The sequence below is a fragment of the Bradyrhizobium sp. SPXBL-02 genome (assembly GCF_051853065.1).
GTDB lineage: Bacteria > Pseudomonadota > Alphaproteobacteria > Rhizobiales > Xanthobacteraceae > Bradyrhizobium.
Genome location: NZ_CP182474.1, coordinates 4,394,944 through 4,419,653, shown reverse-complemented (window position 1 = coordinate 4,419,653; position 24,710 = coordinate 4,394,944). Strand labels below are relative to the sequence as shown.

Annotated in this window: 23 protein-coding genes; 14 read left to right on the top strand and 9 right to left on the bottom strand. The window is 64.9% G+C overall.

Annotated features, from left to right (window positions below):
• Positions 1-10 precede the first annotated feature (10 nt).
• The 4 genes from ACNJYD_RS20675 to tyrS all read right to left on the bottom strand — a co-directional run bounded on the left by ACNJYD_RS20675 (position 11) and on the right by tyrS (position 5,306).
• Positions 11-1,705 carry a methyl-accepting chemotaxis protein gene (locus ACNJYD_RS20675; RefSeq protein WP_439363169.1) on the bottom strand — a complete coding sequence of 565 codons (1,695 nt, stop codon included), beginning with the start codon at positions 1,703-1,705 and terminating at the stop codon, positions 11-13.
• Between the two features lie 359 nt (positions 1,706-2,064).
• On the bottom strand, positions 2,065-2,508 hold the full coding sequence (locus ACNJYD_RS20670; RefSeq protein ID WP_172788704.1) for a DoxX family protein: 444 nt from the start codon (positions 2,506-2,508) through the stop codon (positions 2,065-2,067).
• 216 nt (positions 2,509-2,724) lie between these two features.
• Positions 2,725-3,996, bottom strand: a complete 1,272-nt coding sequence (locus tag ACNJYD_RS20665) for an MFS transporter (RefSeq protein WP_439363168.1) — start codon at positions 3,994-3,996, stop codon at positions 2,725-2,727.
• 56 nt (positions 3,997-4,052) lie between these two features.
• Positions 4,053-5,306 (bottom strand): tyrosine--tRNA ligase, encoded by a 1,254-nt coding sequence (tyrS, locus tag ACNJYD_RS20660; protein ID WP_172788683.1) that lies wholly within the window; start codon positions 5,304-5,306, stop codon positions 4,053-4,055.
• A gap of 166 nt (positions 5,307-5,472) precedes the next feature.
• Between tyrS and ACNJYD_RS20655 the strand changes: the two genes are divergently transcribed.
• The 3 genes from ACNJYD_RS20655 (at position 5,473) to ACNJYD_RS20645 (ending at position 7,694) form a co-directional block, all read left to right on the top strand.
• Positions 5,473-6,576, top strand: a complete 1,104-nt coding sequence (locus ACNJYD_RS20655; protein ID WP_439363167.1) for an anhydro-N-acetylmuramic acid kinase — start codon at positions 5,473-5,475, stop codon at positions 6,574-6,576.
• Positions 6,577-6,688: 112 nt separating this feature from the next.
• On the top strand, positions 6,689-7,366 hold the full coding sequence (locus ACNJYD_RS20650; protein ID WP_439363166.1) for a glutathione S-transferase family protein: 678 nt from the start codon (positions 6,689-6,691) through the stop codon (positions 7,364-7,366).
• Between the two features lie 4 nt (positions 7,367-7,370).
• Positions 7,371-7,694: a DMT family transporter gene (locus tag ACNJYD_RS20645; protein ID WP_172788686.1), complete on the top strand. Its 324-nt coding sequence runs from the start codon at positions 7,371-7,373 to the stop codon at positions 7,692-7,694.
• A gap of 10 nt (positions 7,695-7,704) precedes the next feature.
• On the opposite strand, the gene ACNJYD_RS20640 is transcribed toward ACNJYD_RS20645, so the two are convergent.
• Positions 7,705-8,352, bottom strand: coding sequence for an alpha/beta hydrolase (locus tag ACNJYD_RS20640; protein WP_025036034.1), 648 nt, complete (start codon positions 8,350-8,352; stop codon positions 7,705-7,707).
• A 347-nt stretch (positions 8,353-8,699) separates the two neighbouring features.
• Complete coding sequence (locus ACNJYD_RS20635; RefSeq protein ID WP_439363165.1) at positions 8,700-9,533, bottom strand: LytTR family DNA-binding domain-containing protein; 834 nt, start codon at positions 9,531-9,533, stop codon at positions 8,700-8,702.
• A gap of 195 nt (positions 9,534-9,728) precedes the next feature.
• On the opposite strand from ACNJYD_RS20635, the gene ACNJYD_RS20630 reads away from it, so the two are divergent.
• From ACNJYD_RS20630 to ACNJYD_RS20590, 9 genes are all read left to right on the top strand, one after another.
• A complete protein-coding gene (locus ACNJYD_RS20630) occupies positions 9,729-10,919 on the top strand; it encodes an acyltransferase family protein (protein ID WP_439363164.1) in 1,191 nt (396 codons plus the stop codon).
• A gap of 52 nt (positions 10,920-10,971) precedes the next feature.
• Positions 10,972-12,111, top strand: coding sequence for a cysteine desulfurase family protein (locus ACNJYD_RS20625; protein WP_439363163.1), 1,140 nt, complete (start codon positions 10,972-10,974; stop codon positions 12,109-12,111).
• A 113-nt stretch (positions 12,112-12,224) separates the two neighbouring features.
• Positions 12,225-13,721 carry a Fe-S cluster assembly protein SufB gene (sufB, locus tag ACNJYD_RS20620; RefSeq protein ID WP_172788690.1) on the top strand — a complete coding sequence of 499 codons (1,497 nt, stop codon included), beginning with the start codon at positions 12,225-12,227 and terminating at the stop codon, positions 13,719-13,721.
• A gap of 67 nt (positions 13,722-13,788) precedes the next feature.
• Positions 13,789-14,541 (top strand): Fe-S cluster assembly ATPase SufC, encoded by a 753-nt coding sequence (sufC, locus tag ACNJYD_RS20615; RefSeq protein WP_172788691.1) that lies wholly within the window; start codon positions 13,789-13,791, stop codon positions 14,539-14,541.
• Positions 14,542-14,553: 12 nt separating this feature from the next.
• Complete coding sequence (gene sufD, locus ACNJYD_RS20610; RefSeq protein ID WP_439363162.1) at positions 14,554-15,858, top strand: Fe-S cluster assembly protein SufD; 1,305 nt, start codon at positions 14,554-14,556, stop codon at positions 15,856-15,858.
• Positions 15,855-17,102 carry a cysteine desulfurase gene (locus ACNJYD_RS20605; RefSeq protein WP_212258581.1) on the top strand — a complete coding sequence of 416 codons (1,248 nt, stop codon included), beginning with the start codon at positions 15,855-15,857 and terminating at the stop codon, positions 17,100-17,102. Before sufD ends, ACNJYD_RS20605 begins: the two co-directional genes overlap by 4 nt.
• Positions 17,099-17,470: an SUF system Fe-S cluster assembly protein gene (locus ACNJYD_RS20600; protein WP_063683732.1), complete on the top strand. Its 372-nt coding sequence runs from the start codon at positions 17,099-17,101 to the stop codon at positions 17,468-17,470. The genes ACNJYD_RS20605 and ACNJYD_RS20600 overlap by 4 nt, the downstream gene beginning before the upstream one ends.
• 110 nt (positions 17,471-17,580) lie before the next feature.
• Positions 17,581-17,922: a HesB/IscA family protein gene (locus ACNJYD_RS20595; protein WP_025036042.1), complete on the top strand. Its 342-nt coding sequence runs from the start codon at positions 17,581-17,583 to the stop codon at positions 17,920-17,922.
• A 167-nt stretch (positions 17,923-18,089) separates the two neighbouring features.
• A complete protein-coding gene (locus ACNJYD_RS20590) occupies positions 18,090-18,509 on the top strand; it encodes a TfoX/Sxy family protein (protein WP_439363161.1) in 420 nt (139 codons plus the stop codon).
• Positions 18,510-18,597: 88 nt separating this feature from the next.
• On the opposite strand, the gene ACNJYD_RS20585 is transcribed toward ACNJYD_RS20590, so the two are convergent.
• From ACNJYD_RS20585 to ACNJYD_RS20575, 3 genes are all read right to left on the bottom strand, one after another.
• On the bottom strand, positions 18,598-19,665 hold the full coding sequence (locus ACNJYD_RS20585) for a GGDEF domain-containing protein (RefSeq protein ID WP_439363160.1): 1,068 nt from the start codon (positions 19,663-19,665) through the stop codon (positions 18,598-18,600).
• Positions 19,666-19,831: 166 nt separating this feature from the next.
• Positions 19,832-21,340 (bottom strand): DEAD/DEAH box helicase, encoded by a 1,509-nt coding sequence (locus tag ACNJYD_RS20580; protein ID WP_439363159.1) that lies wholly within the window; start codon positions 21,338-21,340, stop codon positions 19,832-19,834.
• 300 nt (positions 21,341-21,640) lie between these two features.
• On the bottom strand, positions 21,641-22,618 hold the full coding sequence (locus ACNJYD_RS20575) for a helix-turn-helix transcriptional regulator (protein WP_439363158.1): 978 nt from the start codon (positions 22,616-22,618) through the stop codon (positions 21,641-21,643).
• Positions 22,619-22,819: 201 nt separating this feature from the next.
• On the opposite strand from ACNJYD_RS20575, the gene ACNJYD_RS20570 reads away from it, so the two are divergent.
• Both ACNJYD_RS20570 and ACNJYD_RS20565 read left to right on the top strand, forming a co-directional pair.
• Complete coding sequence (locus ACNJYD_RS20570; protein WP_439363157.1) at positions 22,820-24,334, top strand: caspase family protein; 1,515 nt, start codon at positions 22,820-22,822, stop codon at positions 24,332-24,334.
• Positions 24,335-24,427: 93 nt separating this feature from the next.
• Entirely contained in the window at positions 24,428-24,643 is a 216-nt protein-coding gene (locus ACNJYD_RS20565) for a hypothetical protein (RefSeq protein ID WP_439363156.1), read from the top strand.
• Positions 24,644-24,710: the final 67 nt, after the last annotated feature.

The window sequence follows — 24,710 nt, the reverse complement described above, 5'->3', positions numbered from 1 at the left end:
AAGCGGCGTGTTACGCCGCGCGCACGCCCTTCAGGAACGTTCCGACTTCGCCGGAGAGCTGCTCGGCCTGCTTGGACAGGTTGCTGGCTGCCGTGAGCACCATGCCGGCGGCGTTGCCGGTCTCGTTCGCCGCCGTAGAGACGCCTCCGATATTGGTGGTGACCTCCTTGGTTGCCTCCGCGGTCTGCGAGACGCTGCGGGCGATCTCGGCGGTGGCGGCGCCTTGCTCCTCGATGGCAGCTCCAATCGAGGTGGCGATGCGGCTGACCTCCTCGATGGTAGCGGTGATGCCGCCAATCGCATCGACCGCTTCCTTGGTCGCGCCCTGGATCTGGGCGATCTTGTCGCCGATCTCGCGGGTGGCTTCCGCGGTCTGGCTCGCCAGCGACTTCACCTCGGAGGCGACGACGGCAAAGCCGCGGCCGGCTTCGCCGGCACGCGCGGCCTCGATGGTGGCGTTGAGCGCGAGCAGGTTGGTTTGCGCCGCGATGTTGGAGATCAGCTCGGCGACGTGCTCGATCTGCTGGGCACCGTCGGACAGCGCGCGCACGATGGTGTCGGTGCGGCGGGCGCTGTCCACCGCGCGGCCGGTGACTTCGGCGGATTGCGCGACCTGCCGGCTGATCTCGGTGATCGAGGAGGAGAGCTCCTCGGCGGCGGAGGCGACGGTCTGGACGCGCTGGCTGGCCTCGTTGGCGGCCGAGCCGACCAATGCGGCGCGGCGGTTGGTGCCTTCGGCGGTCGACGACATCGACTTGGCGGTGGTCTCCAATTCACCGGAGCCGGAGGCCATCAGGCCGACGAGCTGGCCGACGGAGGCATCGAAGCGGTCGGCAAGAGCGATCAGGGCCTCGCGCTTCTCCTGCTCGCTGCGAGCCTTGGCCGCGACCTGCTCGGCCTCGAGCGTGCGGGCCGTGAGCGCGGTCTGCCTGAGGACTTCGAGCGTCTCGGCCATGCGGCCGATCTCGTCGCCGCGGTCGGTCTCCTCGACCGGCTTGTCGATGGCGCCTTCGGAAATCGCCTGCATGCGGTTCTTCTGACGGTCGAGCGCGCCGAGCACGTCGCGCGCGATCAGCCAGGACAGCGCCGCCATCAGCAGCATCAGGCCGACGCCGACCGCAGCGAGCTCCAGTGTCAAGGCGCGCACGTCGGCGTCGATGTCGTCGACATAGAGGCCGTAGCTGATGGTCACGTTCCAGGGCGCGAATTTGCGCGCGAACACGGTTTTGCGGAGCGGCTCGGTCTGGCCCGGACGGGGATAGAGATAGGAGGTGACGCCACCCTGCGCGGTCTCGTTGCCGGCCTTGATGATGGCGTCGGCGATCAGCACGCCGTTGGAATCCTTGGCGCCGGTGATCTTGCCTTCGAGCTGCTGATTGGCGCCGTTCACGACGAGCGAGCCGTCCTGATTGTACACCACCGGATAGCCCTGGTTGCCGTTGAAGTTCATGCGACGGCCGCGCTGGTGAAACAGGCTCTTGGCCTCGGCCTGCGTCAGCTTGCCGGCGGCCACCTCGTCCTGGAGCGCCTGGGCGTAGTTGTAGAGGAGCTCGACGGCGGTCCGCATCTGCTGGACGCGGTCCTCCATCATGCGGCTCTTGCTGAGCACGGCCGATACGCCGATGATGGCTGTGACGGTGAGCGCCGCAAGGCAGACCATGCTGGCAAGCTTGGTGCGGATCTTCAGATGGCTCAGCAGCTTCATCACAGCCCCTACGGAATGGTTGTTATTGCTCGCACCGGTAGCATGAAGTTCTTACCAATCATGAATGGAGGCGTGCGACGGCCTGCCGCGCGGACAGCGTTCGCAGGCGCGTGCGCAATGGTGCAGGCAAATTGCTCTGCCAGCGGGCTCCAGCCCATCTGAGGAAGGGAATCGATCTTGGATTTTGGTGGCTATGGAGTGGAGCCGGACGCGCAATGAATCGATTCGTTCATCGCATCATCATGTCCGTGCTGCTCGTCGTGGCCCTGGTTCTCATGTGGAACGTGCTGGGGACGCGTTGAAACGGCACCGGCGGGCCCGCCGGTGCCGTCCTGCTTGCGAAGTGATCCGGAGGCGCCTCAGCGCCGCGCGAACGCGCCGCCGGCTGCGCCGCTCTCCTTGCCCATCGCGGCATCGACGCTGATCGGACCGCCGCCGGCGGCCGACAGGTAGAGGCAGGCGAAGCAGAACAGGATCGCTGCGGTACCGCCATTGAGCAGCGGCAGGAACACCGGCGCATCGCCCCTGAACATGTGCCCCATGAAGTAGGCGAAGGCCATTTCACCCGAGAGGATGAAAGCGGAGAGGCGCGTGAACAGGCCGATCATCAACAGCCCGCCAACCACCAGTTCGATCGTGCCGGCCGCGCCGTAGAGCGACATCAGTTCGACCTTCGCGAACATCGGCACAGCCGGGAACTTGAACAGCTTGGCAATGCCGTACTGGAACAGCAAGAGGCCGGTGATGAAGCGAAACAGGCTCAGCAGAACCGGTTGAAAGCGAGAGAGAAAAGAAAAGTCCATTTTGGTTTGCCCTCCATCCAGCGACTTGGACCGCATTCGGTTCCTCCTCGCAAGCCACCCAAGATTGATTCTGCGCTGACATTTTCGTCATGTCGGACATAACACCGCAGGCCGGGGTTTCGGCCGCGTGTGATCCGCATTTTTTGCGCGTATTCGTGCCGGTCCCACCCGTAATTTTCCGGTGACACGAATGCGATCAGGTTACCCCTGAGATACCTAGCGCCGCAAGGCGGGCACGATCAGGAATGGAATCATTCCGAGGATCACGCTCGCAAGTGCGAAGGCGAGCAGGGCGTTGTAGCCGTGCGTCGCGTCATGGATCAGGCCGCCGCTCCAGGAGCCGAACGCCGAGCCGAGGCCGCTGCCGATCGAGATCGTGCCGTAGATGGTGCCCACGCGCTTGCCCTGGAAGATCCGCATCGCGGTCGCGCTGATCAGCGGGCCGCGCGAGCCCATCATGCTGCCGAAGCAGACGATGAAACCGGTGAGCAGCAGCATGTTCGGGGAATATTGCAGCAGCCAGAGCAGGGCGATGCCGAGGATCGAGATCGCGTAGCTCAAGAGCACGGACGGCCTTCGCCCGATCAGGCCGTCGAGCGCAGACACACCGAGCATGCCGAACACCAGCACGACGCCGGAAAAACCCCAGGCGGTCGCGGCCTGGAGCGGGGGGAAGCCGGCATCGATCAGATACGCCACGATCTGCGCGGCGATCGCGTACATGCCGACGGCGGTGAAGAAGAACGTCGAGAACAGCGCCCAGAAGGCGTGGTGACGCATCGCGCGGAGCAGCGTCCAGCCGTTGTCGACGAAATCAGGATCGGTCTTCTTCACGACATGCGGCGAGCCCGCGGCGAACAGCCGCCACGGCAGCAGCAGTAGCGGGACCAGGAGGCCCAAGGCGGCGAAGCCGAACAGCTGGTAGGTGCCGCGCCAGCCGATGTGATCGATCAGCAGCTGCGAGGCCGGCAGCAGCACCAGCACGCCGCCGCCCATCGCCGAATACACCACCGACATCGCGGTCGGCAGGCGCGGCCCGAACCAGCGGCCGAGCAGGATCGAGTTCGGCACGATGCCGATGAAGGCGATACCGACGCCGACGCAGAGGCCGATCGAGAGCTGGAACTGCCACAGGCGCTGCGCGTGCGCCGCGATCAGGAAGGCGGCGCCGAGCAGCAAAAGGCCGAGCGCATAGACAATGCGCGGTCCGGAATGATCGAACAGGCGTCCGACGAAGGGGGCGGTAAGGCCGCTCGCAAGCCAGGTGAGTGAATAGACCGAGACGATCTGCGCGCGGTCCCAGCCAAAGCTTTCCGAGATAGGCTTCAGGAATACGGTAAAACTGTCGCCGAGCCCGCGGCCCAGCACGGCCAGCGTGAAGCAGAGTGCGAGCACGGTGAGCGCGACGCGCGCGACGCCTTGCGGTGTCGCCGCGACGCCGTCACGGTGCGTATCCTTGCTCGCTTGCCTGGGCGTGTATTGTTTCATTGCCGTCAGGGAGCGCGCATCTGTGCGCCCTGACAAGCAGTGAAAAGCTCATACGCCTATGCAGGCTTGATGAGCACGTGCTTCTTCTTGCCGAAGGACAGCTTGATCACGCCTTCCGGCGTCAGATTGCCTGCTGACAGCGCCATCTTCTCGTCGGTGACGGGCGCATCATTGACGCGCAGGCCGCCACCTTTGATCTGGCGCCGCGCTTCGCCGTTTGAGCCGACGAGGCCTGCCTTGACGAAGGCGTTGAGCACGCCCAGGCCGGCGTCGAGCTCGCCGCGCGGAATTTCCACGGTCGGCAGGCTTTCGGCGAGCGCACCTTCCTCGAAGGTGCGGCGCGCGGTCTCCGCGGCTTCGCGCGCGGCGTCGCGGCCGTGCAGCAGCGCGGTCGCTTCGGTCGCGAGCACCTTCTTCGCCTCGTTGATCTCCGAGCCGCCGAGCGCCTCGAGCTTCTTGATCTCGGCCATCGGCAGCGTCGTGAACAGTTTCAGGAACTTGCCGACGTCGGCGTCCTCGGTGTTGCGCCAGTACTGCCAGAAGTCGTACGGGCTGAACTGGTCGGCGTTGAGCCACACCGCGCCTTGCGCGGTCTTGCCCATCTTCGCGCCCGAGGCGGTCGTCAGCAGCGGCGTCGTCAGCGCGAACAGCTGGTGCGTGCCCATGCGGCGGCCGAGATCGACGCCCATGATGATGTTGCCCCATTGGTCCGAGCCGCCCATTTGGAGGCGGCAGCCGGTGCGCTTGGCCAGCTCGACGAAGTCGTAGGCCTGGCAGACCATGTAGTTGAACTCGATGAAGCTCATCTCCTGCTCGCGCTCGAGGCGCAGCCGCACGGAATCCATGGTCAGCATGCGGTTGACCGAGAAGTGTCGGCCGACGTCACGCAGCATCTCGATCCAGTTCAGCTTGGTCAGCCATTCCGCATTGTCGAGCATGACGGCGTCGCTCTTGCCTTCGCCGTAGCGCAGCACCTTGGCGAACACGCCGCGGATCGATTCCTTGTTGGCCTCGATCTCGGCAATGGTGCGGATCGCGCGCGTCTCGTCCTTGCCGGAGGGATCACCCACCATGGTGGTGCCGCCGCCCATCAGCGTGATCGGCTTGTTGCCGGACTGCTGCAACCAGTACAGCATCATCATGGTCAGATAGTTGCCGATGTGCAGCGAGCGGGCGGTGCAATCGTAGCCGACATAGGCCGTGGCCTCACCCTTGGCGGCGAGCGCGTCCAGCCCCTCGAAATCGGAGCACTGGTGGATGAATCCACGTTCCTGCAGGGTGTTGAGGAAATCCGATTTAAATGCAGTCATCTGTCGGCGTACCTGACAATTCTTGGTTTACCGTTTTGGGGGCAATTTAAGGGTCTTCCGCGGGAACCCGATTGGCCGCCCGCCACTTGGCGCGTTGGCATTATAAGATGTGTCCCTCTGGCACAAGATCGGCATGCCAGGGCGGGTTTCTTGAGGACGCTGGTCCATGATGTTGACGGCACTCGGTTTGATGAGCGGCACCTCGCTGGACGGGGTGGATGTCGCGCTGATCGAAACCGACGGAAAGCAGGTGAAGGCATTCGGGCCATCCGGTTACCGGCCCTACGGCCCGGCCGAGCGCAACCTGCTGCGCCAGGCGTTGAGCGAGGCCGTGCATCTGCAGCAACGCGAGGCCCGCCCGGGCATTCTGGGCGATGCCGAGCGTGCGGTGACGCAGGCCCATGCCGAGGCGGTTGCGGCCTTCCTCGCCCAGAACCGGATGAGGGCGGAGGACATCGACATTGTCGGCTTCCACGGCCAGACCGTGCTGCACCGGCCCGAAAGACGGCTGACGGTTCAGATTGGCGACGCGCCGGCGCTGGCAAGGACCATCCATATTCCGGTGATGCACGACTTCCGCGCCGCCGACGTCGAGGCCGGCGGGCAGGGCGCGCCGCTCGTGCCGGTCTACCACCGCGCGCTCGCCCATTCGCTGGAGCGCGAAGGGCCGATCGTCGTGGTCAATGTCGGCGGCGTCTCCAACATCACCTATATCGACGGCAACGATACGCTGATCGCCTGCGACACCGGCCCCGGGAACGCGTTGCTGGACGATTTCATGTACCGCACCATGAACCAGGCGTTCGATGCGGAAGGAAAGTTCGCCGCGCTCGGCAAGGTGGATGAAGCCTGGATCGCGCGGGCGCTGGAGCTGCCGTTCTTCGCAAGCCCCCCGCCGAAATCGCTCGACCGCAATGATTTTGCTGCCCTGCGGCTCGGCGAGGTGGCGCCGGCCGACGGCGCGGCGACGCTGACCGCCTTCACCGCCGCCGCGATCGCCCGTGTCATTCCGCTGTTGCCGCGCCGGCCGCGGAGCTGGATCGTCTGCGGCGGCGGCGCCCGCAACCTCACCATGCTGCGGATGCTGCGGGAGCGGGTGGGCTCGGCGACGGTCGAGGCGGCCGAAACGCTCGGCTGGGCCTCCGACGCCATCGAAGCGCAGGCCTTCGGCTTTCTCGCCGTCCGCGGCATGAAAGGCCTGCCACTGTCCTATCCCGCCACCACGGGCGTGCCGATGCCGATGACGGGCGGGGTGATTGCCAGGCCCTGAAGATTACTGCCTGACGATCACGCCCGGTTGATGCAAATGCATTGACCTTGACGGGTAGATGCAGCTGCATTTATATTTGATGCAGTTGCATCTAACCGCCGGGATCGTTGCCATGACCGCTTCACTGAAACTGATCAGCCACAAGCTTTGTCCCTATGTGCAGCGCGCGGTGATCGCGCTGAAGGAGAAGGGCGTGCCGTTCGAGCGGATCGACATCGATCTCGCCAACAAGCCGGACTGGTTCTTGAAGCTCTCGCCGCTCGGCAAGGTGCCGGTGCTGGTGGTGACGACCGAGAGGGGCGAGGTCGCGCTGTTCGAGAGCAACGTGATCTGCGAGTACATCGAGGAGACGCAAGCAGGCAGCAGGCTGCATCCGGCGGATCCGTTGCAGCGGGCCGAGCACCGTGCCTGGATGGAGTTCGGCTCGGCGATCCTCGGCGACCTCTGGGGCCTGGAAACGACGACCGACGCGGCGACGTTCGAAAGCAAGCGCCAGGCGCTGGTCGCAAAGTTCGCGCGTGTCGAGGCCGCGCTCGGCGCGGGGCCGTTCTTTGCCGGTGACGCCTTTAGTCTCGTCGATGCCGTGTTCGCGCCGGTCTTCCGCTATTTCGATCTGTTCGACGAATTGACCGAGCACGGCATTTTCCGCGACGTGCCGAAGGTGCGCGCCTGGCGCGCCGAGCTCGCAAAGCGTCCGAGCGTGCGCGGCGCGGTTGGCGTGGACTATCCGCAACTCTTGCGCGCCTTCCTCGTTCGCCACGACGCGCATCTGCTCAAGCTCGCGGCCTGAGCGCATGTCGCAATCCCTGGCCTGGCTGTTGCTGGTGATCGCCGGCGCGCTCGATGTCGGCTGGGCGATCTCGATGAAGTACGCGGAAGGCTACACGCGGACAGGCTGGAGCGTTGTTTCGCTCGTGCTGCTCGCTGCTTTCGTATTCCTGCTCGGACGCGCCTTGAAGGTGCTCGAGGTCGGCGTCGCCTATTCGGTGTGGACCGGCATCGGTGCGGCCGGCACCTTCATCATGGGCGTCGTATTGTTCGGCGAGACCTTGAGCGCGATGAAGCTTGCCGGCATCGCGCTCGTCTTGATGGGGATCGTCGCGCTCAAGCTCGCTTGAGCCGCAGCCTTCACCGCACGTTGGCGAGGCGCATGTCGAGATAGGCCGTGATGGTTTCCATCAGCGGCTCGAGCTTGGAGTCGAAGAAGTGGTTGGCGCCGGGGATGATCTGCTGGTCGATCACGATGCCCTTCTGCGTCTTCAGCTTCTCGACCAGCGTGTTGACGTCCTTGGGCGGCACCACCGCGTCCTTCTCGCCGTGAACGATCAGGCCTGAGGACGGGCAAGGCGCGAGGAACGAGAAGTCGTAGAGGTTGGCCGGCGGCGCGATCGAGATGAAGCCCTCGACCTCGGGGCGGCGCATCAGGAGCTGCATGCCGATCCAGGCGCCGAAGGAGAAGCCGGCGACCCAGCAGGCGCGCGCCTCGGGATTGATGGTCTGCGCCCAGTCGAGCGCGGCGGCTGCATCCGACAATTCGCCGGTGCCATGGTCGAACGAGCCCTGGCTGCGGCCGACGCCGCGGAAATTGAAGCGCAGCACCGAGAATCCGCGATGCGCGAAGGCGTAGTAGCACTGGTACACGATCTGATGGTTCATCGTGCCGTGGAACTGCGGATGCGGATGCAGGATCATCGCGATCGGCGCGTTCTTCTGCTTGGCCGGGTGATAGCGGCCCTCGAGGCGGCCGGCAGGGCCGGTGAAAATGACTTCAGGCATCGATGATCTCTGATTTAAGTCCCTTGGAGGTGATCCCTGCGCAATCGTCGATTGTGGCTGTCGCAGCGTTGCCGCCGACGAGAGCACGGATGAAAGGTGGAGAGGCGCGCCCTCGGATGATGCGCGAGTGGCGCGCGGGTGAACTGACGCGCGCTTCTAACACGAGGCCAGGGTCAAAAAGCAAGCTTCTTCGACATCTCTCAATCAGCTCAACAGCTTAGCCGGTCATTGTGCTGTCATCTCCGGCCCGCCTCCCAGGATCAGGGACCTGCCTGAATCAACCGGAGCCGGCAGGGGTTGCCCGCTGCGCCGGAGGGCAGCGCTCAACCGATTGGAATCACGATTGTTTATTGATCGCCGGTGGCGCTTCCCGCCGGGGCGGTTCGGCTTCCGAGCGCGGCGACGGTCGACCGGTAACGCCGGCTGCCGCCGAGGGTCTGGCCGTTGTCGAAGGCAAGCTCGAAATCTCCTGACGGCTTGAGGTCCACGCCGCGCACCCGGTCGAGATTGGCAAGCTTGGTCCGATGAACGCGAACGATGGAAAAGCGCGCCAGCTCGCTTTCCGCCGCCGCCAGCGTGCCCCGGATGAGATGCTGGGTGCCGTCGGCGAGGCTGTATTCGATGTAGTTGCCGGCGGACGCCACCCAGAGGATGTCGCGCGGCACCACGCGAATGCGGCTGGTGCCGTCACGCAGCCAGATCAGATCGGGAGACGGGGGCTGCGGGGCGGGCGGCGCTGACGAAGCGATCGCGGCCCTCTTCAGCTCACGCCGGCTTTCGAGCAGCCAGATCGTGGCGCCGATCAGGACAACGGCCACGGCGTCTTTCCGGAATTCGTACAGGACGGTCGCGAGCGAGAAACGGAAATCGTAGGCGCCGCCGGCGAGCCATAGCGCGAGCTTTCGCACCCAGACCATGCCGGTGATGTGGAGGGTGGAGAAGCCGAGCAGGGCGATCGCCCCGATTGCCGCCTGTGCAGCGAGGCCCGGTGTCCGGCGCATGCGGCGGACCGCCAAGATCAGGATCGGCAGCAACAGCAGGATGACGGCGATGCTCGACATCTCCCAGAACAGCCGACGGCCGATGTCGTAGCTGTCGCCACGCCAGGCCGCGTCCTGCGCGCCGGAAAACGCATTGACGATTCCGATCGCGAGCGCGACGGCCGCAATCGCTGCGAACATCATCCGGTCGCCGCCGCTGATCCCAAAAGACCCGCGACTCGTCCCAGCTGCCGGCGGCTCATCCCCTCGCGTCCGATTCTGATCCCAAACCGGCTCGACGCGCGCCGCAGGCGGAGCATTTTCGGTGTCAGCCATTTTCGATGTCAGCCCTGGCCCCAAAACCGCGTTCGTCGTCCCGTCAAGGAGCAGAAAACCATGACAACACCACAGCAATTCCAAAGCTCGGAAAGACGTATCGACCTGGACTGGGTGCGGATTTTAGCCTTCGGGCTCTTGATCTTCTACCACGTCGGCATGCTCTACGTGTCCTGGGGATTCCACATCAAGAGCGCGCACCGGCTAACCTGGCTGGAACCGGTGATGCTATTCCTCAACCCCTGGCGGCTGTCGCTGCTGTTCCTGGTGTCCGGGGTTGCCACCCGCTTCATGCTCGGCAAGTCCAGCCTGGCCTCGCTCGCGGCTGCGCGATCGGCGCGGCTCCTGATCCCGCTGATCTTCGGGATGCTCGTGATCGTGCCGCCGCAGGCCTATCTCCAGATCGTCGAAAGCCTCGGCTATCCCGCCGGCTTCCTCGATTTCTACACCAGGCACTACTTTGCCTTCGGCCCGCAGTTCTGTCCGAACCCGTGCATCGTGTTGCCGACCTGGAACCATCTCTGGTTCGTGGTTTATCTCTGGGTCTACACGATGGCCTTGATCGGCGTGCTCGCGCTGTGGCCGGCGGGAGCTGACTGGATTGGCCGTAAGCTTGCTGGCATGCTCGCCGGGCCATGGCTGCTGATCGGGCCCTGCCTGCTGTTTGCGGCCTGGCGCCTGGTGCTGTTCCCGGCTTTCCCGTCGACGCACGCGCTGTTCGGCGACTGGTATAACCACGCGGATCACGCGACGGCCTTCCTGATCGGTTTCCTGCTGGCCCGGCAGGAGGGAATCTGGCGCGAACTGGAGCGTCAGCGCTTCGTGGCCCTGCTGGCGGCCGTCGCCTGCTTCTCTGCCTTCATCCTGGTACGCGCGGGCCTGTTTGCGCCGTCGCCTGCGCTGAAGTGGGCCGCGGCCTCGGCCTATGGTTGCTATCAATGGCTCGCGATCGCCGCCGTGCTGGGCTTAGCGCGGCGCCATCTCACCGCCGACAGCCCGGCGCGGCGCTATCTCACCGACGCGATCTTCCCGTATTACATCGTGCACCAGACCGCGATCATCGTGATCGCGCACCAATTGCACGACAGCGGTCTGCCGGCCGGGACCGAAGCGCTGATTGTCATCGCTGGGACCGCGCTCACATGTGTGGCGACCTATGAGATTGTCCGGCGCGTTGCCTGGCTGCGGCCGCTGTTTGGATTGCGGGCGGTGCCGCGAACGGTGCGAAGGGTGGAACGGCAGCCGGCCTGACGAGTGCCCACCCTCCGATTGGCCGGACGACAAAAGGTGCTAAGAGGGCGAGATGCCGAACCGTGTCTATCTCGACTGGAATGCGACCACGCCGCTGCGCGCCGAGGCGCGGGCGGCGATGGTTGCGGCCTTCGACCTGGTCGGCAATCCCTCCTCGGTCCATGCCGAGGGGCGGGAGGCGCGGCGGCTGGTCGAAGAAGCTCGCGCGACGCTTGCGGCCGCGGTGGGGGCGCAGCCGCGCAACGTCGTCTTCACCTCAGCTGGAACCGAGGCCAATGCGCTGGCGCTCTCGCCGGGCTTGCGGGGTCCGTCCGGCGGACCTGTCGCGCGGCTGCTGGTCTCGGCGGTTGAGCACGCCTCGGTGCTGGCCGGCGGCCGGTTCCCGGCGGACAAGATCGGCCTGATCCAGGTCACGCGCTCCGGCGTGGTCGACCTCGATCAGTTGAAGCGGGAGCTGAAGGACGGCCCGCCAGCCCTGGTCTCGATCATGGCCGCCAACAACGAGACGGGCGCCGTTCAGCCCGTCACGGAGGCTGCGAGCATCGTCCACGAGGCCGGCGGCCTCCTGCATGTCGATGCGATCCAGGCGCTGGGAAAAATGCCCTTCAATATCAATTCGGTAGGCGCCGACCTTGCCACCTTTTCTGCGCACAAGATCGGCGGTCCCAAGGGGGTCGGCGCCCTGGCGCTGACCGAGGGGATAAGCGGCCTTGAGCCGGTGCTGCGGGGCGGCGGGCAGGAGCTCAACCGTCGGGCCGGAACCGAGAACATTGCCGGGATCGCCGGCTTCGGGGCCGCGGTAAAGGCTGCGCTTCAGGCTCTGCCGGAGGATGTGAAGCGCATGGCAAGCCTCAGAGATCGTTTGGAAAATGGCCTTCGTGACGTACCCGGGACGACCGTCTTTGCGACAGAGGTGGCGCGGTTGCCAAATACCGCCCTTTTCACCGCGCCGGGCTTGAAGGCCGAAACCGCCGTGATCGGGTTCGATCTGGAGGGAATCGCGGTGTCCTCCGGCTCCGCCTGCTCCTCCGGAAAGGTCCAGCCGTCTCACGTCCTGTCGGCGATGGGCTATGATCCCGCGGTGGCCCAGGGAGCGGTGCGTCTCAGTCTGGGCTGGTCCACGGAACCGGAGGACATCAATCGGGCGTTAGAGGCTTGGCGAAAGCTTGGTAATACCCTACTTAAGAGATGAGCGACGAAACACGGCTTGAACGGTTCTAAGCCCGTGCTTTCCGCGGAGAAATATCGTAATACTCGTCCAAGTTTGATCCACCGCGGTCCTTGAAACCGCGAGCGGAGGATGGAATGCCAGCCGTACAAGAGACGGTCGAGCGCGTGAAGCGCATCGACGTCGACCAGTATCGTTATGGGTTTGAGACCCTGATCGACACCGAGAAGGCCCCGAAGGGGCTGTCGGAAGAGATCGTAAAATTCATCTCGCAGAAAAAGAACGAACCCGCCTGGATGCTGCAGTGGCGGCTGGAGGCCTATCGGCGCTGGCTGACCATGACCGAGCCGACCTGGGCCCGCGTCGACTATCCCAAGATCGACTTCCAGGACCTCTATTACTACGCGGCGCCGAAGCCGAAGAAGACGGTCTCCTCACTGGACGAGATCGATCCGGAGATCCTGAAGACCTACGAGAAGCTCGGCATCCCCTTGCGGGAAGTCGCCATGCTCGAAGGCGTCGAACCCAAGCCCGGCGAGGAAGACCCGGCCCGCCGCAAGATCGCGGTCGACGCCGTGTTCGACTCGGTCTCGGTTGCGACCACGTTCAAGGCCGAGCTGAAGAAGGCCGGCGTGATCTTCATGCCGATCTCCGAGGCGATCCGCGAGCATCCTGAGCTGGTGCAGAAATATCTGGGTTCGGTGGTTCCGACCTCGGACAATTTCTATGCGACGCTGAACTCGGCGGTGTTCTCCGACGGCTCGTTCGTCTACGTGCCGCCGGGCGTGCGCTGCCCGATGGAGCTGTCGACCTATTTCCGCATCAACGAGCGCAACACCGGCCAGTTCGAGCGTACGCTGATCATCGCCGACAAGGGCTCCTACGTCTCCTATCTCGAGGGCTGCACCGCGCCGCAGCGCGACGAGAACCAGCTGCATGCCGCGGTGGTCGAACTCGTCGCGCTCGACGATGCCGAGATCAAATATTCGACGGTGCAGAACTGGTACCCCGGAAATTCGGAAGGCAAGGGCGGCATCTACAATTTCGTCACCAAGCGTGGCGACTGCCGCGGCGCCAATTCCAAGATTTCCTGGACCCAGGTCGAGACCGGCTCTGCGATCACCTGGAAATATCCAAGCTGCATTCTCCGCGGCGACAACTCCCGCGGCGAGTTCTACTCGATCGCGATCTCGAACGGCTTCCAGCAGGTCGATTCGGGCACCAAGATGATCCATCTCGGCAAGAACACGTCGAGCCGCATCATCTCCAAGGGCATTGCCGCCGGCAAGTCGCAGAACACCTATCGCGGTCTCGTCACGGCGCATCGGAAAGCGACCGGGGCGCGCAACTTCACCGCCTGCGATTCGCTGCTGATCGGCGACAAATGCGGCGCGCACACCGTGCCGTACATCGAGGCCAAGAACTCCTCGGCGACGTTCGAGCACGAGGCGACGACCTCGAAGATCTCCGAGGACGTGCTGTTCTACTGCATCCAGCGCGGGCTCAGCCAGGAAGAAGCGGTCGGCCTCGTCGTCAACGGCTTCGTCAAGGACGTGCTGCAGCAGCTGCCGATGGAATTCGCGGTGGAAGCGCAGAAGCTGATCTCGATCTCGCTCGAAGGGTCGGTCGGCTAATCGCCGATCCTCGCGGCGCGCGCCTCGCGCACCAACATCAATTGAATTGAATAGACTGGATACCAAGATGGCTTTGCTTGAAGTGAAAGACCTCAAGGTTCGTGTCGAGGAGCGTGAGATCCTCCACGGCCTGACGCTGACCGTGAACGAGGGCGAGGTGCACGCGATCATGGGGCCGAACGGCTCCGGTAAGTCGACGCTTTCGCACGTCATCGCCGGCAAGCCCGGCTACGAGGTCACCGACGGCCAGATCCTGTTCAGGGGCGAGGACCTCTTGGAGATGGATCCGGACGAGCGCGCCGCCAAGGGCGTGTTCCTGGCGTTCCAATATCCGGTCGAGATTCCCGGCGTCACCACCATGAATTTCCTGCGCACTGCGCTCAATGCGCAGCGCAAGGCGCGCGGCGAGAGCGAGCTGATGGTGCCGGACTTCCTGAAGAAGGTCCGCGAAGTCTCGAAGTCGCTGAACATCCCGCAGGACATGCTCAAGCGCGGCGTCAATGTCGGCTTCTCCGGTGGCGAGAAGAAGCGCAACGAGGTGCTGCAGATGGCGCTGTTCGAGCCGAGCCTGTGTATCCTCGACGAGATGGATTCCGGTCTCGACATCGATGCGCTGCGGATCGCGGCCGACGGCGTCAATGCGCTGCGCTCGCCGGGGCGTGCGATGGTCGTCATCACCCACTATCAGCGGCTGCTCAACTACATCGTGCCTGATTTCGTGCACGTGATGTCGAGGGGCCGCGTCGTGAAGAGCGGCGGCAAGGATCTGGCGCTGGAGCTGGAAGCCTCCGGCTACGCCCAGTTCGAGGATGCCGCGTAAGGAATTTTCAAGATGAACGTTGCTGTGGCAAAGACCGGGAGCGGCCGCGCGGTGAGCGATCTCTTCGCCAGCGCCGAGGGCCGCTTGCCGGGTTCGCCTGATGTGGCAGCAGTGCGCCGCGAGGCGTTCGAGACCTATGAGCGTCTCGGCCTGCCGCACCGCCGGATCGAGGAATGGAAATACACCGACCTGCGCGCGCTGGTCGGCGAGATGCTGCCGCTGGCAGCCGCGCCCGATTCCGCCGCGCTGAAGCGCGCCGCGGACGCGGTCAAGGCGCATGCCATCGCGGGCGCCCGCAAGCTGGTGCTGGTCGACGGCGTGTTCGCAGCCGAGCTTTCCGACGTGAAGGCGCTCGTCGCCGAGGCGGGCTTTGAGACTTCGCATGAGGCGCTGGAGAAGGACGCTAGCCTCCTGAAGACCGCATCCACTGATGCGGTGATCGCGCTGAACGCAGCAATGGCGACCGACGGCGTCGTGTTGTCGATTGCGGATGGCGCCCAGCTGTCCGCGCCGATCCAGATCATCCACATCGCGACCGCCGCGTCGACCTCGGCGTTCACCCGCTCACAGATCGCAGTCGGGAAGGGCGCTCGCGTCACCATCGTCGAGACTTTTGTTGCGGCGGAAGCCAAGGCCTACCAGGTCAACGACGCCGTCATCGTCTCGGTCGGCGACAACGCCGACGTCGCACATATCCGCCTGATGGACGACGCGCCCGACGCGGTGAACGTCACCTCGCAGTTCGTCACCATCGGCGCCAATGTGAAGTTCAATTTCTTCAACATGACCACGGGCGCCGCGGTGAGCCGTCTTCAGGGCTTCATCACGCTGGCCGGCGAGGGCAGTGAGCTCTCGGCCAACGGTGTCAACTTGTTGAAGAAAACCGAGCACGGTGACACCACGCTGGTGGTCGACCATGCCGTGCCGAATTGCGTCAGCCGCGAGATCTTCCGCGCCGTGATCGACGACCGCGCCCATTCGGTGTTCCAGGGCCGCATCATCGTCCGCCCCGACGCGCAGAAGACCGACGGCAAGATGATGACCCGGGCGCTGCTGCTGTCGGACGAGGCCGAAGCGGACAACAAGCCCGAGCTGGAAATCTTTGCCGACGACGTCTCGTGTGGCCACGGCGCGACCGCCGGCGCGCTGGACGAGAGCCTGCTGTTCTATCTGAAGGCCCGCGGCCTGCCGGAGAAGCAGGCCCAGGCGCTGCTGATCCAGGCCTTCGTCGGCGAGGCGATCGAGCAGATCGCCGATGATACCTTGCGCGAGCACGTGATCGGCATCGCCGAGCGCTGGCTGGAGCGGCGGTCATGAGCACGCATCCGGCGGTCAAGAACGGGGCCTATGACGTTGCGCGCGTGCGCCAGGATTTTCCGGCGCTCGCCATGCAGGTCTACGGCAAACCGCTCGTGTATCTCGACAACGCCGCCTCGGCGCAGAAGCCGAGCGCCGTGCTGGACCGCATGACGCAGGCCTATACGTCCGAATACGCCAATGTGCATCGCGGCCTGCACTACCTCGCCAATGCCGCGACAGAGGCCTATGAAGGCGGCCGCGCCAAGGTGGCGCAGTTCATCAACGCTGCGCGCACCGAGGAAGTGATCTTCACCCGCAATGCGACCGAGGCGATCAACCTGGTCGCGTCCTCCTGGGGTGGCCCCAATATCGGGGAAGGCGACGAGATCGTCATTTCCATCATGGAGCACCACTCCAACATCGTACCCTGGCACTTCCTGAGGGAACGCCAGGGTGCGGTGATCAAGTGGGCGCCGGTCGACGACGAGGGCAATTTCCTCATCGACGAGTTCGAGAAGCTCTTGAGCCCGAAGACCAAGCTGGTCGCGATCACGCAGATGTCGAACGCGCTCGGCACCATCGTGCCGGTCAAGGACGTCGTCAGGATCGCCCATGCCCGCGGCATTCCGGTGCTGGTCGACGGCAGCCAGGGCGCGGTGCATCTGCCGGTCGACGTCCAGGACATCGGCTGCGACTTCTACGTCTTCACCGGCCACAAGGTCTATGGCCCGACCGGCATCGGCGTGCTCTGGGCCAAGTACGACCACCTCGTCGCGATGCGTCCCTTCAATGGCGGCGGCGAGATGATCCGCGAGGTCTCGCGCGAGGTCGTCACCTATGGCGATCCCCCGCACAAGTTCGAGGCCGGCACGCCGGCGATCGTCGAGGCCGTCGGCCTTGGCGCCGCCATCGACTACGTCAATTCGATCGGCAAGGAGCGCATCGCCGCCCACGAGGCCGATCTCACCGCCTACGCCCAGGAGAAGCTGCGCGAGATCAACTCGCTGCGGCTGATCGGCACGGCGCGGGGCAAGGGCCCGGTGATCTCCTTCGAGCTCAAGGGCGCGCATGCCCACGACGTCGCCACCGTGATCGACCGCCAGGGCATCGCGGTGCGCGCCGGCACCCATTGCGTCATGCCGCTTTTAGAGCGGTTCAACGTCACGGCCACCTGCCGGGCCTCGTTCGGCATGTATAATACGCGGGAAGAAGTCGATCATCTGGCACAGGCGCTGCTGAAGGCGCGGGATTTGTTCGCATGAGTGACACGGCCGAAATCAAAGCCAATCCGATGGAGACTCATTCGGCGCTGCCGCCGGAGGAGACCGAGCGTCTCACCACCGAGATCATCGCCGGGCTCAAGACCGTGTTCGATCCGGAAATTCCGGCCGACATCTACGAGCTCGGCCTGATCTACAAGGTCGAGATCAAGGACGACCGCTCGGTCGACGTCCAGATGACGCTGACGACGCCGAACTGCCCGGCCGCCGGCGAGCTGCCGACCATGGTCGAGAACGCGGTCGCCAGCGTCCCCGGCGTCGGCGTGGTCGACGTCAAGGTCGTCTGGGAGCCGCCGTGGTCGCCCGAGCGCATGAGCGACGAGGCGCGCCTCGTGCTGAACATGTGGTGACGGCCTCGGCCCGCATTGAATTCGCTCCGCAACGGGACCACATAGACAACATGACCCAGGCGACATCAGCATCCTCCACTCCGAAGCCGCGGCGGCCGCGCCCGCAGGTGATGCGGCTGACGGACGCTGCTGCCCAGCGCATCACCGAGCTGACCCAGCGCGCCGATTCCGAGATCGTGGGCCTGCGCGTCGGCGTCAAGAACGGCGGCTGCGCCGGCCAGTCCTACACGGTCGAATACGCCCACGAGATCCGCCCGACCGACGAGGTCGTCGAGGACAAGGGCGTCAAGATCCTGGTCGATCCCAAGGCCGTGCTGTTCCTGCTCGGCACCGAGATGGACTACAAGGCCGACAAGATGCAGGCCCAGTTCGTCTTCAACAATCCCAACCAGATCTCCGCGTGCGGCTGCGGCGAATCGGTCGAGCTGCGGCCGGCCAAGATCGACGGGTAATCTCTCCACCGTCATTGCGAGGAGCCCGCGACAAAATTGCGAAGCAATTTTGCGCTGGCGACGAAGCAATCCAGACTGCCTCCGCGGCGGAAGTCTGGATTGCTTCGCTTCGCTCGCAATGACGGAAATGCTATGAAGGCTCACTTGCTTGCGCAGGGTAGCCTCCGATGGACCGCGAATTCCTGATCGACCTGTTCGCCGATTTCGGCCCGGTCACCATCCGAAAAATGTTCTCGGGCTTCGGCATCTCCGCCGACGGCGTCAATTTCGCGCTGTCACTGCGCGCCGGCCTGTTCTTCCGCGCCGACGAGACGACCATTCCCGATTTCGAAGCCGAAGGCTCGAAGCCGTTCCAGTATTCGACCCGCGCCAAGACCGTGGTGGTGAATTCCTACTGGGAGCTGCCGGCGCGCCTGTTCGATGATTCCGCAGAGCTGGCGCAATGGGCGAGGGCGGCGCTCGCCGCGGCGCAGCGCGCCAAGGTGAAGAAACGACCGAAGGCGAAGAAGCCGGCGGCGAAGAAGGTTGCGCCGAAGAAGCGTCTGGCGAAGAAGGTTGCCAAGAAGGCGCTGCGTAGGGTGGGTTAGCGCAGCGTAACCCACCACTTCATCCATCTTGATAGACAAGAGGTGGGTTACGCTGCGCTAACCCACCCTACAAATGCGAGGATGAACGTCACGCCACCCGGCTGTGGCTCTCGATCGCAAATTCCGGATCGGCTTCGCAGATCACGCGGTTGCGGCCGTTGCGCTTGGCGGCGTAGAGGCAGGCGTCCGCACGCTCGATCAGCGCGTCGGTGTCGTCACCATCCCTCAGCATGGAAACGCCGACGGAGATGGTGACGCGGCCGAGGATCTCGCCGGTCGATTTCTTCTTCAATTCCTTCGCCATCACGGCGCGGCGGATGTGATCGGCCACCGTGAGCGCCTGGCGCATCGCGGTGTTGGGCAGCACCACCGCAAATTCCTCGCCGCCGTAGCGCGCGGTGATGTCCTGGCCCTTGATGGTCTGCTTGAGCGAAAGGCCGACGAGCCGCAGCACCTGGTCGCCGGTGAGATGGCCGTAGGAATCGTTGAACGACTTGAAGTGATCGATGTCGAACAGCAGCAGCGACAGCGGCTCGCCCGAGGCGAGCGCGCTCTGCACGGCCATGCCGATCATGCGGTCGAAATATTTGCGATTTCCCAGGCCCGTGAGCGGATCGGTCAGGCTCTCGGCGCGGATCGCCTCCAGGCTCTGCTGGAGATTGCTGATCTCGTTCTTCGACAGCGTCAGACGGTCTTCCAGCGCCTTGTTGGCCTCGCGCATCTCGCTGGTCGAGCGCAGCAGGGTCTCGACGATCGCCTTGATCTGGTCGCGGCTCTCGGCCGACGACAGTTTCTCGGTCGCACCCGAGAGGCTGGTATCGTAGGCCCCGGTCATGCCGAGCGCCTCGCCGAGCACCTTCACCACGTCGTCGATCTCGCCGACGACGCGCGCGCCGACCTTGTCGATGCGGTCGGTGGTCTTGATGTGGGAGAGATAGGTCTCGTAGATCTGCTCGAGATCGGCTTCGGTCAGCTTGCCGCTGCGCGCCAGCGTCTCATTGATGATCTTGTTGAGCGGTGCGTTGTAGCCGGTCGCGTAGACGTACCAAATCTCGTAATTGCGGGGAATGGCGGTCTGTCGCAGCGATCGGATCTGGCCGAGCGCCACCTCGGCGAACGCCATCGTGCGTTCGTGTTCGTCGAGCACCTTGATCACGGAACATCCCCACAGCGGCCGACGCGCCATCGACCGCAGCAATGCTTAAATTATGTTCGTAGGCTAACGGACGATTGTGAACACCCCGTAAATATACGTTCACGGGCGCATCCAGATAATTGCAAAGCGAGGATTTTCAACCGAAGTCAGGTAGTACCGGCGCGCGTCAGGCGCCGGCGGGGGAGCGGACCGGCCGTAGCAGAAAAGCCGGCAGATGCGAGTGATCGCCCGGCTCGGTATCGACCTCGCGCTGGCGGCGCGGCTCGGGACGGCCGATCGAGGGCACATGCGACGAATTCGCTTGCGGGCGCGCACCATTGCGCGGCTCGGATGGTTGCCTGGCTTCGCGCGAAGGCCGTGCCTCGTGTGCGGGCCTCGCCTCGGGAGCCGGCCGGGCCTCGCCACGTGCCTCGCGCGGCTCGTGGCCGCGTTCGCGGTCATGACCGCGCCGCTCGCCGCGCTGCGGCTTGCCGCGTCCGCCGCGTGAACGCTCGCGGCCGCGCTGTTCGCGCGGACGCTCGCCTTGTTCGCCCGCTTCGGCGAGGACGTCATAGTCGCCTTCGGCGCGCGGAATGCTCTGGCCGATCAGCTTCTCGATCGCCGCCATCGATTTCTGGTCGAGCGGTGTCACGATCGAGATCGCGGTGCCGGTTCGGCCGGCGCGGCCGGTGCGGCCGATGCGGTGGACGTAGTCGTCGGCGTGGTGGGGAACGTCGAAATTGAAGACATGGCTGACCTCGGGAATATCGAGGCCGCGGGCGGCGACGTCGGAGGCGACGAGGAGGGGCAGCTCACCCTTGCGGAACTGGTCGAGTGCCGCCATGCGGGCCGGCTGGTCCATGTCGCCGTGCAGGGCGCCGACGCTGAAGCCGTGCTTCTGCAGCGATTTGTGAACGATCGCGACCTCGCGCTTGCGATTGCAGAAGATGATCGCGTTCTTGAGGTCTTTCGCCTCGCGCAGCAGGCGGCGGAGCAATTCGCGCTTCTCGTGCGCCTCGCGGCCGGCGGGCACTTGGGCCTGCGTCACGGTGACGGCGGTCGTGGCGGGCCTGGAGACCTCGACCTTCTGCGGATTGTGCAGGAAGGCCTCGGTGATGCGCCGGATTTCCGGCGGCATGGTCGCGGTGAAGAACAGGGTCTGCCGGGTGAAGGGGACGAGCTTGCAGATGCGCTCGATGTCGGGGATGAAGCCCATGTCCAGCATGCGGTCGGCTTCGTCGATGACGAGCAATTCGACGCCGGTGAGCAGGAGGCCGCCGCGCTCGGTATGGTCGAGCAGGCGGCCCGGGGTGGCGATCAGCACGTCGACGCCGCGCATCAGCTTGGCATCCTGGTCGCCGAACGAGACGCCGCCGATCAGGAGGGCGACGTTGAGTTTCTGGCCGGCGCCGTAGCGGTCGAAGTTTTCCTTCACCTGGGCCGCCAGCTCGCGGGTCGGCTCGAGGATCAGCGTGCGCGGCATGCGCGCCCGGGCGCGGCCCTTTTCGAGGATGGTGAGCATCGGCAGCACGAATGCCGCGGTCTTGCCGGTGCCGGTCTGGGCGATGCCAAGCACGTCCTTGCGTGCGAGGACGTGGGGGATCGCCTGTTCCTGAATGGGGGTGGGGGTGGTGTAACCGGTGGCCGCCACTGCGGCGAGGACTTTTTCGGACAGTCCGAGATCTGAAAAGGACATTGAGCCTCTGGTCGAAACCGCCGTTCGGAATCGAGGGTAATAAGGCTGTCGCGTTCCACCCCGAAACGGCGCGCTCTCAAAGAAGCTGGGGGTGCTGACTCACGCGGACAAAGCGCAAGGCTCAGGAATCGCTCTTCGATCTGAGCCGCGTCGCCCCGGAACATAGGCGGGAATTGGCCAAAGTCAATGGAGCGGGCGCGGGAAGAGCCTAAAAAACCTGAGGTTTTTGCCCAAATCACGGGCGCGGCTCGGGTTTTCCCCCGAGGACCTCAGCCCGCCCGCCCGCGCCCAAGACGGCAGCTAACGCCCGTCCGTGCCCTTGTCAGTCCCCTTGGCCCGGAAGTCGCCAGGAGCCATGCCATAGGCGGCGTTGAACACCCGGTAATAGGTCGCGAGGCTTTCGAAGCCGCACGAGGCCGCGATGTCGGCGATCAGCCGCTCCGGCGCCTCGCGCAGGAGGCGGCGGCTCTGATTCAGGCGCTCGTCGGTCACCGTCTGGGAAAAGCTCTTCTCCGCCATCTCGAACAGCATGTGCAGGTGACGCACGGAGACGCCGAGCTGGTCGGCCACCATGGCCGGCGCCAGATTGGGGTCCTCAAGGTGGCGCACGATCAGCCGCCGGGCTTGCGAGAGGCGGGCGGTCCGCAGTGCCTCCTGTCCCCGGCGGCTGCCGGGCCGCACGACGCCGCGCTCGATCAGCGCCAGATGGGCCAAAGCCTGGACCAAGGAGGTCTGGACGGCAGAGGCCGCATCGTCCGCGGCGATCTCGCCCAGATCGGCAAAGCAGGCCGCGAGCAGGGATGCCAGGGCCGGATCGTTGAAGGTCCTGGGCGCAAGCTCGCGCATGCGCTTGTCCTGCACCGGAATGCTGCTCACGGGGATCTTGAGGATCCGCAGGTGGAACCCCCCGGTGCCCAGCGGCGCGGTGCGGTAGGGCAGGTCGGTATGGCTGGTGGCGAAGCTGCCATTGGCAATCGCAAAATCGCTCGTGCGCATGCCGCCGAACCAGCCACCGCTGCCGAGCTGCTGGTAGACGCAGATCGCCTCGCCCGGGGCGTAGGCGATGTCCGACGCGCTGCGCTCGACCGCGTAGGGCGAGGCTTTCAGCTCGACGAGGCCGGCGCCGCCCAGCCGACGCAGCGAGAATTCGCCGAAAAAGTCCGCGCGCCGTTCGCGCGCGAGTTCGGCGGTGACGCCGAACAATCCCCTGGCGCGCACCTCGCGCCAATAGTCGAACCGATCCTTCGGGTCGACCTCGTCCGTACACCAGTGCAACACGGCAGTCCCTCGCTTGCGGCGAAATTATCCAAAAAGAAACAGATTCCAGCGAAATCGGCCATAGCCGGATCGCGCAACCGGTGCCCCAGGTCCCTTGAACCGTGGTCTGGTCTCGGCCGACTATCACACAGCGGCGGGGGGTCCCATGAACTGCCGTTCGAAGATCGGCGGCAGGGCCGGTTCTACAGCAGGAATTTTGCGATGACGCGTCGGCTTTTCAGAATTCTGGCGGCCCTTGGCCTCGCAGCAAGCCTGAGCGGCTTCGCCGCGCCCGCCTGTGCCGAGAAGCGCGTCGCGCTCGTCGTCGGCAACAACGACTACAAGAACGTGCCGAAGCTGCTCAAGGCCGTCAACGATGCCCGCACCATGGGCGACACGCTGAAGCAGCTCGGCTTCTCGGTGATGGTCGCCGAGAACCAGAGCCGGCAGCAATTCTCCGAGACGCTGCTCGCCTTCGACAAGGCGATCGAGCCCGGCGACACCGCGTTCTTCTTCTATGCCGGCCACGGCTTCGAGATCGCCGGCCAGAACTATCTGCTGCCGACCGACGTGCCGGCGGCGACCGAAGGGCAGGAAGAGCTGGTGCGCGACGCCTCGATCCTGGCCGACCGCATCGTCGAGCGGCTTCAGAACAAGAAGGCACGGACCTCGATCCTGGTGTTCGATGCCTGCCGCAACAATCCGTTCGAGCGCAAGGGCACCCGCGCGGTCGCCGGCGGCGGCGGGCTCGCGCCGATGACGCAGCTGCCCGAGGGCGTGTTCTCGGTGTTCTCCGCGGGTCCCCGCCAGACCGCGCTCGATCGGCTCTCCAATGACGACGCCAATCCGAATTCGGTGTTCACGCGAACTTTCGCCAAGGAGCTGCTCAAGCCCGGCGAGAACCTGGTGCAGGTGGCGCAGCGGACCCGCCGTGCCGTCAGCGAGATGGCCGATACCGTGAAGCACAGGCAGGTGCCTGTGTATTTCGACCAGATGGTCGACGATGTCTTCCTCAGCGGCCTTGCCAAGGACGCCGTCGCGCGTTCGGACGATCCGCCGCCGCAGAAGCTCGCGGCGCTGCCGCCGGTGTCGGTGCCGAAGATGCCCAAGGAGGAGACCCTCAACGCGCCGATCGCGAGCTTCTCGCGGCACAATGGCGGCTGGAGCGTGACGTTCTCTTTCGCCGATCCGACGCTCGGCATTTCCTGGCGCATGGCCGGCGCGGGCGATTTCCGCGAGACCGGCTTCATCGACACGCTCGATCCGCGCACGCGTAAGCGGATGCCGAACCCGTCGATCGAGCTGCCGCCGGATGCGCAGGCCGGCACCATTGAGGTCCGCTACGTCGACCAGTCCGGCGACATGCAGGGCCCATTCCCGATCAGGTTCGATCCCGAGGCCGCACTGATCCGCGACCAGCGCAAGATCCTCGACATGACCTCGACGAGCTGGCTGTCGTTCCGCGAGTTCAACGGACTGCTCGTCTATTACACCCATCTCGTCTCCTATCGCTGCGCCATCCGCGAGGTGCGCATCGGCATCGACACCGCCGTGCCCAACCAGGTGCTGAAGATGCCGCCCTGCGACATGCGCGACCCCAGCGCGGTCAGCGCCGGCATGCCGCTCTACATGAAGCTCGCGCCAAGCACGAAATCCGTCTCGGTCGAGCTGACCTATCGCGACGGCAGCGTCTCGGAGATCAAGAGCTTCAGGAGCGCGAACCGGAGCAACAATTGATGCGCTGTTCGGCCGGCGGATTGTGACAGGATCACCTTACGGCGTGAACGAAGTTAAATCGGACAGGTCAAGGTGAAAGTGCTAGAGCCGGGGATGACAAAATTCATCATCGCAGCGTTCCTTACGACGCTTCCGGTTCTGGCCCAAACGACTGCGACCCCCGGCGCGCCGCCACTCACCGACCGCGAACGCGTCCAAGCGGATCGTGCGAAAGCCGCTGAAGAAGAGAGGGTCGCTCCGATCACCCGACCCTGGGATCGCGACGCTGACGGCAAGCGCCCGTGGGAACGGAAGTCGCAAAAGCCCTGAGGCAAGCGAACGTCGTTTCTCTCGGAAGGAACTACTCCTGCTGACTCGGATTGTCTGCCAAACCAGG